Here is a 12481-nt window from a genome sequence, read left to right as displayed (position 1 = left end):
AATATATTTGTTGAAATGGAATATTTTATTTTACTTTGTATTTCAAAGTACTTTATATTATGAGCAACGAAGATTATTTAAAAGACATCAGCGAGATTAAAAATTTAATGAATAAATCGTCTCGTTTTATTTCGTTAAGTGGTTTATCAGGCATATTAGCTGGTATCTATGCCTTGATTGGTGCAGCTATTGCTTATTATTTAGTAATCAATTATAGTGGAGGAACATTATTCATTTTTCATGGTTGGGTATTTTGGACAACAATGTTTGTACTATTTATGGTCGCTCTGCTCAGCGCAGTAACTGGTATAGTCTTAACAACTCGTAAAGCAAAGCAAAATGAAGAAAAGATATGGGATACTTCTTCTAAACGTTTACTCTTAAATTTTTTAATTCCTTTAATAGTTGGTGGTATTTATTGTCTTATAATTTTAGATCAAGGCAGATATGGTCAAACCGGCGGATTAATGCTAATATTTTATGGCTTGGCATTGGTAAGTGCTTCAAAATACAGTTTAGGTGATATTAAGTATTTAGGCTATATTGAAATCGTACTAGGTCTAATAGCAAGTTATTATCCAGGTTATGGCTTTTGGCTCTGGATAATTGGTTTTGGAATTATGCATATTATCTATGGGACTTGGATGCATTTTAAATATGACAAAAAGTAGTTTGCAATCGCAGTTGGTAGTAACTTTAAAATAATAATTTGAGTATTATAAATAACATAAACAAACTCTTTGACCATAGGATACGACTAGGCATTATGTCCATTCTTATGGTAAACGAGTATGCTGATTTTAATATGCTCAAAGAATTGTTAGGAGCTACGGATGGAAATTTAGCAAGTCACACAAAAGCGTTAGAAAAAGCCGAATATATTTTGGTAGAAAAACAATTTATTGGTAGAAAACCAAATACAAGGTATAGTACCACAAAACTAGGGAAAGCTGAATTTAAAAAGCATATAGAAGCCCTCGAAAAATTAATTAAGAAAGCATGACCTACTTCGTAAACAAAAACTCAATTGTCAGAGAAATTTGGGGAACAAGTGATACCATTCTCTTGGTCTTTGCAGGTGCGTCAGCGGAGTTTGCGCTCAACAAATCAGTGGACTGGCTTTACTTTACTGGCAAGCTTCCAAAAGATCCCTTAGGAAGGCTATTCTCCACAGTAAATTATGCTAAAGCTATAGTCTTTTCAGAAAACCAAGCCGCTCTAAAGGCTATTGATAATATAAACGCAATTCATGCTTCGGTAGAACGTAAACGAGGCAAATCTATACCAGATTGGGCGTATAAAGATGTTCTGTTTATGTTAATTGATTACTCAATTAGATCGTATGAAATTCTAGAACGACCATTATCAACTGAAGAAAAACAAGATGTTCTAAATGTATTTAATAAAGTTGGAAACAGAATGGGTATAAAAAGCTTACCACTCACCTACTTAGATTTTGAAATCTCAAGAGAAAAGCATTTAAAGGAAAACCTAAATAACGGCAAACTCACAAAAGATCTCTACAAACAATATAGAAAGCATTTAGGCTTTTTTAGATATAAGATGTTATTAGAATCTCAAATATTACTTGTGCCACATACTGTAAAACAACTCATGAAATTTAGGAAGGTTTCGATACTAAAACCCGCTATTTGGTTATATAAAATATTTAGAAATTTGAATTTAGATTGGCTTGTAAAAGAAATAATACTACCAACGGCATACAAACAAAACATAAAACGGTTGAACGTAACATCTAATTAACCGAAACATTTTTTTTAATCTTTTACTTTGAAAAACAAAGTACTTTATAATATTAATTTTCAACATAAACATAAATACCATGGAAAAACCAGAACACCAGACACCAGAGAATCAAAAACCAATAAACCAGCCAAACAAATTTGCACAATGGCTAAAAACCTCAATCACTGCAAGAATGCTCATGGTTGGTGCATTAATTCTTGTTTTACTAATTCCACTGACTTATGTAAATATTCTTATTGAAGAACGTGCATACAGGCAACAGGATGTGGTTCAAGAAATAAACCAAAAATGGGGAAACGAAGTGATGATCTATGGTCCTATTTTAAAACTACCATATAAAACCTATTCTGAAACTTCAACTTTTAATGAAAAGACAAAAACTTATTTGAAGGAAACTAAAACACACCTTAATTACGCCTACATATTTCCAGAAAAGCTTGATATAGAAGCAGCAGTAAAATCAAAAACAATGCATCTAGGAAATTTTGAATCGGCTGTTTTTACGTCAGATATGGCAATAGAAGGTAATTATCAAAAACCAGATCTTATTGCGAAAGGTATTAAAAGTAAAGATGTGATTTGGGAAAAAGCATCTATTTTGTTTAGAACCACCAACTTAAAAGGTATTAAAAATGAAATGAAAATAACCATTAACGGTAAGTCTTACACTTTCGAAACCAACTTTAGTGATAAAGCATCAAGAAATCATTTGGATGAATTGGAAACTGGTTTTTTAAATGAAGAGCTATTAAAAACTGATTTCAAATTCAAAATGAACGTGACTTATGATGGTAGTAAACAAATTCAAGCCATTCCTGTCGGAAAAACAACAACAATGAAAATGTCTTCCAATTGGGCAGATCCAGGATTTATTGGCAATTATTCACCAGATGATGAAACGCGAAGTATCACAAAAGAAGGTTTCGAAGTAGACTGGAAAGTATTATCTATAAATAGAGCATTTTCACAACAATATTTAAAGAAAATCCCTCACTTAAATCAATTTGCATTTGGTACTAAATTCGTGGTTTTAGTAGACGAATACCAGAAAAGCGAACGTTCTGCAAAATATGGATTCTTAGTTATTGGGCTCACATTCTTGGTGTTTTTCCTAATTCAAACCATGAGTAAAATTAACATTCATCCGTTTCAGTATTTAATGATCGGTTTGGCTTTAATAATGTTCTATACGCTATTGGTTTCAATATCCGAACATAGTAATTTCTTAAAAGCCTATTTAATTGCAGGTATATCTGTGGTTTTACTGATAACCTTGTATTCAAAATCAATACTTCGAAATTTCAAATTTTCGTCCTTAATTGGTTTGTCTTTAACTGCCTTGTATTCATTTATATATGTCATTATTCAGCTCGAAAATTATGCACTGTTAGTTGGTAGTATTGGCTTGTTCTTAATCTTGGCAACTGTAATGTACGTATCTCGTAAAATTGATTGGCACAACGGATAATTGGTTGGTGTGATGGACCTCGTTCAGTCTCTACAAATCGGAATTGGCGAGGTTTCATTTAAAGTATGAATTATGAAAACCTTATATAATATTATAAACATTGGGAAGCTCATTACGATAATCAGCTTTGTTCTTGGTACCTGTTTACTAGTCTCTTTCATACTTTTTCCAAAGGAAGATTCTATAGTTATGATAGGATTACATTACGTAGGTTATGCCATAGTAATTAATGCTATCCTACTTCTTTTTCTAATTATTACTGCATTTGTGTATTGGGATCAAAGAATTACAGTGTTTAAAACTTGTGGTCTATTATTACTTAATATTCCCATTGCTATCGCTTATTTCTTCATTGTTATAACATATATATTCTCTTGAAAATGAAACTAAAATTCAATAAAAACTATTTAGTGCTTGCCCATTCTTTATTTCTAATTGAATTAGCAATCGCTTTCATTATAAAAACCGGATTCATTCGCTACACGTTTGGCGATTATTTGGTGGTCATTTTACTATACGCAATTATAAGAGGATGCTCTAGTTTGAGTGTGAGGGCCTCAGCTTTTGTCGTCCTCTTTATTGCTTATGGTATAGAACTGCTTCAACTTACACCATTCTTAACCTACTTTAATTTACAAAATAGTTTTACGGCTTCACTCATTTTCGGAAACACGTTTCATTTCAGTGACTTATTAGCTTACACCTTAGGAATAATAAGTGTTTTATTAGTTGAAGCTCTAATTATTAAATCTGAAAACAAACAAAATATTAGATTATGGAATCAATAAAATCACTCATACTCAACAAGTTTAAAACCCTATCACTAGTAACAGTAGCACTTACATTTAGTGTCATTGCGCTAATGATACGTATGAAACTTAATAAATCATTTTTCTTTCTTTTTTTAATATGGAATGTATTCTTGGCAATCATACCATACACTATAACAATGTACCTCAACACAAAATCAAATCTTAGCAAAATCAAAGTTGGGTGTTGGTTTTTGGTGTGGTTGGCATTTTTACCAAATGCACCATACATTGTAACAGACCTAATTCATATTAGATTAGGTAGTGCCTCACTTTTATGGTTAGATGTGTTAGTCGTTTTATCTTTTGCTTTAAGTGGATTGTTTTTGTTTTACCTGTCTATTCTAGATATGCAAAAATTAATCTCAGAAAACTTTAAACGCATTCCTATGGAAATAGCAACCATAATCGTTTTATTTTTATGCGGCTTTGGTGTCTACTTGGGTCGTTTTTTACGTTACAATTCCTGGGAAATTATAAGTCAGCCACATATTTTAATTTCAGATATTATAGATATTGTTATAGCGCCATTTCAAAATTATGAAGCGTGGTTATTCACTTTAGGCTTTGGTATGTTTCTAGCCGTTGGCTATTGGATGTTTAAAAATTTGAATAAACAGTAACCTTTAACTAAATAATTCGTCTTATTTTTAATAATAAATAGGAAGTTTGCGTTATCTAGTTCTAATTATAGTATGGGTTAACTTTATCGGATGCTCTTCGTCTGATAATATTGGAAATGAGGAAAGTCCACATCTAAAATATTTTGGATTCGCCATCACAGATTGTGGTACCAACTATACAAATCAAGTTGACGATTTTGTCAATTTAATTGATATGTGCCCAGAAGATTTAAGTAATCTTGAATCGAGAGTGTCAGCAAATATATTGAACAACAATAAAGTTTTAATTCATTTGCAAGGCTTGTTTATAAATGCTCTTGAAGATGCTAATTCACCATCAGGATTTAGATATGAATTATTAAATAATTACGAAGCACTATTTTCAACTTGGGCTCAAAATAATCAATTTTTAACCGCAGAATCTGTAGCTGCTTTTGATTTTGCAGATGAGCCAGCTTGGAATCAAATGAATATGAATGATTTGGCAATAGTTGCTGCACGAATAAAACTAAGTTTTCCAGATATTCCCTTGATGGTTATTGAAGCACCAGACGTTATTGACCAACTAGTTATTTCTAATGATATTGATTGGATAGGATTTGATCGTTACGGAACTATTGACCCAAAAAATGACCCTGAATATCTTCAACGTTTAGAACTTATAAAGTCTAAGCGCACTAATGCAAATCAAAAATTAGTACTAATAATGGAATCGCAATGGTTAGATTTTTATACAGATGCTGGTTTTGAGGAGTCTATTCTAATTGACATGGCTAATAGTTACTTTGAACTGGCACAATCTGAAGACGATGTTATTGCATTAATTTCGTATTTACTTCCTAGCGGATTTGATACACCAGACCAAAAAGGGTATTTTGATTTATTACCAGATGTAAGAACTGTAATTAGAACTATTGGAAATGAGATAATTAATTAAAAATTTCTATTCTTATCCTGAATTTTTCTAACAATCTTTGTTGTTCTATTTCTAGTTAACATTCTTGGTAGTATTGATAAAAACTTATTAAAAAGTCCAGGTATTGCAACAACTCTACCGTTATGCATTGCTTTATAACCATAAGCTGCTACTTGTTTAGGACAAGCCATATTAAAGCCTATTTTATTCTCCCCAACACCTTCCGAAACCACCTCCTGAAAACCTGTTTTTGTTGGTCCAGGACATAATACAGTAACACTCACTCCCGTTCCTTTTAACTCATTTGCAATAGCTTGAGAAAATGATAATAAATACGATTTAGACGCATAATATAATGCCATTAACGGACCTGGTTGAAATGCTGCTAAAGAAGATAAATTTAAAATTTTACCAAAACCACGTTTCACCATATGTGGCAAAAATAATTTTATTAAATGTGTAGTTGTTAAAATATGTAAGCGTAACATTTCTGACTCTCGCTCCCAATCTGTATCATGAAATGTCCCAAACAAACCAAAGCCAGCATTATTTATAATCACATCTATTTCAGTAGCACTAATATCATCATAAATATCTTGTGCAACATCCACCATACTCAAATCTTTGATCATTAATGTAATGTTGGTAAGATGTGATTCTATGATAGTACGTTTTGCGAGTTCTAACTTTTCTGAATCTATATCAATTAAGATAAGGTCATATTCATCTTTTGCCAACAAAAGCGCTAACTCAAATCCCAATCCTGAAGCTGCACCTGTAACTAAAGCTGTTTTGGTATTATTTCTTTCCATCGACATAATCTTGAAGATAACTAAAACGTTCTGTTAATCTTCCATTTTCACTTATTTTAGCACGTTTTAAAACTCCTTTCTGGTCATTATTGAAAAACGCTGGTATAACATGTTCTAAAAAAGTTTTACCAAAACCTTCACTCGCGTCTTTTGGTAACTCACAGGGCAAATTATCCACAGCCATTACGGTAATAGCATCTTTAGCATCAAAAGCTACTTCTTTCTCTGCTTCAGCATTATAACCATAAAAAGGGTCTGCTATTGTCGATGGTCTTATCGTACTTGCCACAGGTCCGTCTATATCGCAAGAAATATCAGCGACTAAATTTATCCTAAAATCAGAATGTTTAGCATCTTCTCTAGTAAATAAGAATGGTGCATTATTACCATAGAAATGACCAGCAATAAAATAATCAGTCTCTTTAGCATAAGGCATAAAATTGCTTTCATAACCTTTAGGGTTCTTATAAAACTCCCATTTATCACCAACTTTACCATCAATACGCCTAGCATATTCCATAACATCAGCCATAACATATACAGGCTCTGTAAATTGAGATGTTAAGTATAAGGCATCACTAATTTCTTTAATTCCTAAATGATCTAATATTTCTTTAGCACCATGAGCTACTTTTCCGGTTCCTGTAAGCAATATTTTAATATTAGGAATTACTATTTTATCAAGTTCAGATTTGACTTCATCTAAATCCGCCAAGGTTTCTACTTTAGGGAGATTGAATAAATCATCTCTTAAACCTAGTGCTCTAAAACCATTATAAGCACCAACTAAACCAGCATACCGACCAAAACCTATTAAACGCATATCGTTTTTACGGACTATAGTTTCGTGGTCAAACATTTCAATGTTTTTCGCCAACATAGCTTGGAGTAATTTGCGATTATAAGTCTGTTTCTTAATGGTATGCGAAAAGAAAAAGTATTTTTTATTAGGAATTAAATTTTCAATGGGTACTTCCTTTACACCTATCATTACGTCTGCATCAGATACATCTTCACTCACTTCAAAACCTAATTTAGCATAAGCATCATCAGAAAACACTCTAATATCAGATGATTCTACAACAAATTGAGCATCTGGGAATTGAGCTCGAGCTTCAGCCAAAGTTTCAGGTGAAAATACCACACGTCTGTCTGATGGGTTTTTACGTTCTTTTATGATGGCAAATTTCATAATGATAATATTTATAACCTGACAAAATTGTCAATCTTTACTCTGGAATAATTTTTGCACGAAAATAACTGGATTTAAGAGGTTGCACAACTTTTTTTGTAACTTCGCCCTCCTTTTAATAAGAAAAGGGATATCATTTATTAATGAGACCTTGAATCAAGCTCAGGGTTAATTCGATTTCGCAAAACAAGATTTTGCTATCTCATTAAGGGGTCGACTGGTTTTGACAGCGAGATTAATTAAATGGTAAGCACGTCGTGTAATGGCATTGAAACACGTAAAAGGCTAGACCAAATTTTAAACGGCGAGAATAACTACGCTTTAGCTGCATAATCTGAATTATAGTAAGATTAAGCCTCGGCTCACTAGGTGAGCAAGCTTTATGTCTCCAGAAAGCCTTGGTTAATGGCGTTCTTTTTTGAGACATCGTAAATATTAACTAAGATCGTGTAGCGCTTTGATGCACTTTCGAGATTAAGAAGCTAAGTTATAAGTAGGTTGTCTTTAACCAGTTTATAATCTAAAATCTAAGAATAGACTAAACGTGTAGAAAGCTCTTTAGTTACTTGTTTGGACGAGAGTTCGATTCTCTCCGACTCCACTTTTAGAGTATTAAAACTCTTCAAAAACCCTGTGATAATTTGATTTACAGGGTTTTTTATTTTATTTAACTTCGTCTGATATCATATAGAACCCCATAAAAGGTGTGCAATCTATTGGCATAGTCTTTTTTTTGAAAAATGTCGAAACAACACTAACAAATGGTCAATTACAAAGAATAAATGCCTTACAATTCTTCTTCTTTCATCCAGAAAGGTGTGGCAGCAAACCATAAAATGGTTCCTATTAGCATAAGCGTTTTCATATTAGTCACCTCTATTGTACCTATGAATGAAAGTATGCTTACTAACAGTATCAAAACACCTATTGATAAACCACTAATTAATTTTAGAATTTTCATAATTTATGATTTTTGAAGTTTCATAATAATTACATATAACACACAGGAAGCAATCCAAGCAGGTATAACTGCATATGCAGGAAATAAACCTTGTGCAAATATAAAATATAAGCCTAAGGCTACAGGAATCAGCCAAGCCAATAGAACAGCTACATTAAAACCAGTACCTTTTTCATCTGCATAATCTTGTGTAAAGTTCATTTTTTTTGCTAAATAATGGTTCACAAAAATTACGCCTCCCATAGGTCCTAAAATAGCACCATATAAACCTACAAAATCAAGTAATTTACCTGAAAGCGAAGGGAAAATACCAGCTGCTGTTGCTACTACACCTGCTAAAATCACACCTGAATATGCTTTCGCTTTAGAAGGAAATAAACTTTGAAAAGCAAGACCTGCTCTATATATAGTAGGGTTAGCAGTTGTCCAACCTGCTACAATAACACAGATAATTCCTGTCCAACCAACAACACTCCAAGCCAAAGCTCCAGGATTAGCAGAAATGTCTCCTGTTAATTTAATTTGAGCTGCCAACATAAATGAAGCACAAATCCATGCCATATAATGCCCTAAAAACATGCCTATAGAAGGTCCCCATCCTGCACGCGTGTCTTTAGCAAAACGCATAATAGATAAATCAGACATTCCAAAATGCATAGCGGCATTACATAACCAAGCAAAAATTACAATTTTCCAAAAACCAAAATCTACCGTACCATTAACGGATTGTACTATACTTATCCCTTTATCCCAATCTACTAATAAACTTTCCCAAGAATCAACTTCCATTTGAGCTAAAGCAGATATACCACAAGCCGCAAAAACAACAATCATCCAAGGTGCTGCAATGTTCGCAAATTTCGAAACAGTATTATAACCAGCTGCAGCTACTATGGTCATTACTACACCTACAATAATTACAATCATTGAAAAAGCTGCACTACTTAAACCAAATATATTTTCAGGTACGGAAAAACTTATGTCAAAAGGAACACCAACCGCACTTGCTGAAACAGTTATCATAGCTCCGGCTAAAAAACAGAAAAGTACGCCATTAACAACATTATATATTTTTACCAGATGCTTTCCTGCAATTTTTTCTAATTGATAGTATAACGTGAGCTTGCTAGATACGGCTATAGGAGCTACTATGTACCTCCAAGTAAGAATAGCGAGGATATTACCAATCAGTAATCCAAATATTAAATCTTTTAAACTAGCTCCTGCAGCTAGAAACAACGGACCAATCATAAATTCGGTACCAGCTGCATGCTCACCGGCATACATGCCTAAAAAAGATTTCCAGCCCTTTAGTTTAGATGAAGGTACTGGAGTTCTTTCAAATTCTCCTCCGCCTATCTCTTCTACTGCTTCACTCATATTGGTTTGATTTAGTTTAGGTTAGTTGTTGTAATATAGTTATTTAATCAAATGATCAGGGAAATCCGTTGTTTTTTCACAACACAATTGCTCCATTACCTGTTGCAATTCTGTTTTTAATAATGAAATTGTATGGTTTCCGCCTTTATTGCCTAATGCAGATACACCGTACATAAAAGAGCGTCCCATAAATGTAAATTTAGCTCCACTTGCCATACTTCTTGCGATATCTGGCCCAGAACGAATACCACTATCCATCATCACTTCTATCTGATCACCATATTTTTCTGCAATTGTAGAAAGCGGTTTGATAGTAGATTGTCCAGCGTCTAATTGACGACCTCCATGATTAGATACTATTATACCATCGAGTCCCAATCGTATGGCTTCTTCCGTATCATATTCTGAAGCCACACCTTTTAAGACTAATTTTCCTTTCCACATATCGCGGATAGGTTTTATTTTTTCTTCATCTAATCGTCCGCTAAAGGTTTGATCCATGAACTTACCCAATTGCTTTAAGTCTAAATCTTTTGGCATGTAGGGCTTTAAAACTTCAAAATTAGGTATACCATGCTTTAGTGTTTGTAGACTCCAATGCGGTCGTCCAAATGCTTGCAAAATATTAGTGATATTCATTTTAGGTGGCATCGCCAAGCCATTTCTTATATCTCTTGGTCTAAACCCAAAAGTTGGGACATCACATAAAATTACTAAAACAGGACACTCTGCTGCTTCAGCTCGCTTTATAATATCATCTCTTAACCTATTTTCAGTCGGATGATAAAGCTGAAACCATGCCTTTCCCTCAGTTAATTCGCTAGCACGTTCGATACTTGTTGTAGTAACGGTACTCAGTATAAACGGTATATTGTGCTCAAAAGCTGCTTTGGCCAATATCTCTGGTGAATTTGGCCACATTAGACCTTGCAAACCCACTGGTGCTATTCCAAATGGTGCATCATATTCAATACCAAATAATTCCGTTTTTAATGACGAACCATGATGTTTCCTTAAGTAATTAGGCTTAAGCTGTACATCTCGAATTTCCGACGTATTTCTAATTAAATTAACGTCTTCATTACAGCCACCATCGAGATATTCAAAAGCAAATTTTGGAATTTTCTTCCGTGCTTTATTTCTTAAATCATCAATGGATGGATATCGCGTATCAAACTTTATTGCCATGTTTGTTTTTGTATTATGATAAAAACTTTTTTCTTAAATCTTCTACTTGCTCATCATTAATTGGAACTAATTCTCCTAATGAATTACCCAAAACAATGGATTTCGCACTAAATTCCGCCACTTCTAAATAATCAAAAGTTTGCAATAATTTATCTCCAGTTATAATTACTGAGTCATTCTCAATAATTAAGGCTGTTGCACAATCTTCAACAAGTTTAGGGTTTCTATTTTTTCTAAAGTGGTCACCGTATTTTATAGTATTAATATCTTGTAAAAAGATCCAGCTTTCTGGAATAGTTCTCACATTTAAGTAACTATTCGTAACACCAAAGGCCATTAAATATGGCGATTGCGTCATTATAATTGAATTTATATCAGGATTAAGATTGTAAATTTCTTGATGTATCCAAGCGGCTCTACTCGGGTTTTTTCCGGCCTCTCTTTTACCGTCCTTAATCTGAACAATATCATCAATCTCTAAATCCCAACGATTAATTCCCGTTGGTGTAATAAGAAAGTCGTTACCTCTCCATCTCATTGATACAGTACCGTAAGAACTAATCATTAGACCTTGTTGACAAGAGCGTTGTACAATCTTACAAATTTCTGCACGTTTTTCAACTTCGTCAGATGGATAATCCGTTGTTTCCATTTCTGGTAAAACTCCTACTGCTTGGGCTTCAAACTCTTCAATTTGTCCATCTTTTAAATAATTTGGCGTACCTATTTGAGCTCCATATAAAATCGTACTGGCACAAAACTCTAAAGCCTCAAAGCGTTCAAAAGCATCTGTTAAATCACTACCGCCAAGAACAGTACCATGATTTTCCATAATAATGGCTTTGAACCCTTTTTTAAACTCATCTGCAATGACCTCACCTAATTCTTCACTTCCTGGCACTCTATACTCTGCATATCCTATTGGACCACATATATGTTTAGCCTGAGATATGACATTAGTATTAGGAATTTGCCGCACAATACTAAAAGACACTAAAGCTGGTGGATGCGCATGTATTACTGATTTAATATCTGGTCGTGCCTCGTAAATGGCCTTATGAAATGGAAATTCTGAAGATGGCTTATGCTTTCCTATGATAGTGCCATCTCCTTTAACACAGATGATGTCAGATGGTCGTAAAGACCCTTTATCAACAGCCGAAGGTGTCACCCAAATATCTCCTTGAGCATCTATTATGGAAATGTTCCCGCCTGATGTGGTTGTCATCCCTCGTTTATAGATACGATCTATTACTTCTATAATTTGATCTCTTGGATGTATTAATTTTGTATTTTTTGACATATTGTATAATTTCGAAATTGAACATTTCTATAACACTATAAAATCAATTGGATTTATATATA

Annotated in this window: 14 protein-coding genes and 1 other RNA gene; 9 read left to right on the top strand and 6 right to left on the bottom strand. The window is 33.4% G+C overall.

Translation table 11 applies throughout. The annotated features are described in order from the left end of the window. Window positions 1-59: 59 nt before the first annotated feature. The 8 genes from SJY34_RS16575 (at window position 60) to SJY34_RS16540 (ending at window position 5604) form a co-directional block, all read left to right on the top strand. Window positions 60-671, top strand: coding sequence for a hypothetical protein (locus SJY34_RS16575; protein WP_400077605.1), 612 nt, complete (start codon window positions 60-62; stop codon window positions 669-671). Window positions 672-709: 38 nt separating this feature from the next. Beyond that, window positions 710-1003, top strand: a complete 294-nt coding sequence (locus SJY34_RS16570) for a winged helix-turn-helix domain-containing protein (protein ID WP_400077603.1) — start codon at window positions 710-712, stop codon at window positions 1001-1003. Continuing rightward, window positions 1000-1764 (top strand): oxygenase MpaB family protein, encoded by a 765-nt coding sequence (locus SJY34_RS16565; protein ID WP_400077602.1) that lies wholly within the window; start codon window positions 1000-1002, stop codon window positions 1762-1764. The genes SJY34_RS16570 and SJY34_RS16565 overlap by 4 nt, the downstream gene beginning before the upstream one ends. A 79-nt stretch (window positions 1765-1843) precedes the next feature. Continuing rightward, window positions 1844-3235, top strand: coding sequence for a cell envelope integrity protein CreD (gene creD, locus SJY34_RS16560; RefSeq protein WP_400077601.1), 1392 nt, complete (start codon window positions 1844-1846; stop codon window positions 3233-3235). A gap of 72 nt (window positions 3236-3307) precedes the next feature. Then, window positions 3308-3613 (top strand): hypothetical protein, encoded by a 306-nt coding sequence (locus SJY34_RS16555; protein ID WP_400077599.1) that lies wholly within the window; start codon window positions 3308-3310, stop codon window positions 3611-3613. A gap of 2 nt (window positions 3614-3615) precedes the next feature. Then, on the top strand, window positions 3616-4023 hold the full coding sequence (locus tag SJY34_RS16550) for a DUF2809 domain-containing protein (RefSeq protein WP_400077597.1): 408 nt from the start codon (window positions 3616-3618) through the stop codon (window positions 4021-4023). Next, window positions 4011-4667 carry a DUF1361 domain-containing protein gene (locus SJY34_RS16545; protein ID WP_400077595.1) on the top strand — a complete coding sequence of 219 codons (657 nt, stop codon included), beginning with the start codon at window positions 4011-4013 and terminating at the stop codon, window positions 4665-4667. Before SJY34_RS16550 ends, SJY34_RS16545 begins: the two co-directional genes overlap by 13 nt. A 46-nt stretch (window positions 4668-4713) precedes the next feature. Next, window positions 4714-5604, top strand: coding sequence for a hypothetical protein (locus SJY34_RS16540; RefSeq protein WP_400077593.1), 891 nt, complete (start codon window positions 4714-4716; stop codon window positions 5602-5604). On the opposite strand, the gene SJY34_RS16535 is transcribed toward SJY34_RS16540, so the two are convergent. Both SJY34_RS16535 and SJY34_RS16530 read right to left on the bottom strand, forming a co-directional pair. Then, entirely contained in the window at window positions 5601-6395 is a 795-nt protein-coding gene (locus SJY34_RS16535) for an SDR family NAD(P)-dependent oxidoreductase (protein WP_400077592.1), read from the bottom strand. The two genes, SJY34_RS16540 and SJY34_RS16535, sit on opposite strands and share 4 nt — an antisense overlap. Beyond that, entirely contained in the window at window positions 6382-7587 is a 1206-nt protein-coding gene (locus SJY34_RS16530) for an NAD(P)-dependent oxidoreductase (RefSeq protein WP_400077590.1), read from the bottom strand. The genes SJY34_RS16535 and SJY34_RS16530 overlap by 14 nt, the downstream gene beginning before the upstream one ends. A gap of 209 nt (window positions 7588-7796) precedes the next feature. Here SJY34_RS16530 and ssrA point away from each other — a divergent pair. After that, window positions 7797-8191, top strand: a transfer-messenger RNA (tmRNA) gene (gene ssrA, locus SJY34_RS16525). Between the two features lie 183 nt (window positions 8192-8374). On the opposite strand, the gene SJY34_RS16520 is transcribed toward ssrA, so the two are convergent. From SJY34_RS16520 to SJY34_RS16505, 4 genes are read right to left on the bottom strand one after another with little or no spacing between them, the layout of a single operon-like run. Beyond that, window positions 8375-8548 carry a hypothetical protein gene (locus SJY34_RS16520; protein ID WP_400077588.1) on the bottom strand — a complete coding sequence of 58 codons (174 nt, stop codon included), beginning with the start codon at window positions 8546-8548 and terminating at the stop codon, window positions 8375-8377. Between the two features lie 3 nt (window positions 8549-8551). Then, complete coding sequence (locus SJY34_RS16515) at window positions 8552-9928, bottom strand: purine-cytosine permease family protein (RefSeq protein ID WP_400077586.1); 1377 nt, start codon at window positions 9926-9928, stop codon at window positions 8552-8554. A gap of 39 nt (window positions 9929-9967) precedes the next feature. Beyond that, window positions 9968-11116: an alpha-hydroxy-acid oxidizing protein gene (locus SJY34_RS16510; RefSeq protein WP_400077584.1), complete on the bottom strand. Its 1149-nt coding sequence runs from the start codon at window positions 11114-11116 to the stop codon at window positions 9968-9970. Between the two features lie 13 nt (window positions 11117-11129). Further along, window positions 11130-12419: a class II aldolase/adducin family protein gene (locus SJY34_RS16505; protein WP_400077582.1), complete on the bottom strand. Its 1290-nt coding sequence runs from the start codon at window positions 12417-12419 to the stop codon at window positions 11130-11132. Window positions 12420-12481 lie beyond the last annotated feature (62 nt).

Source organism: Winogradskyella sp. R77965, from assembly GCF_044594915.1.
Taxonomy (GTDB): domain Bacteria; phylum Bacteroidota; class Bacteroidia; order Flavobacteriales; family Flavobacteriaceae; genus Winogradskyella.
The sequence above is the reverse complement of the archived record's forward strand: the minus strand, read 5'-3'. Positions and strand labels throughout refer to the sequence as shown.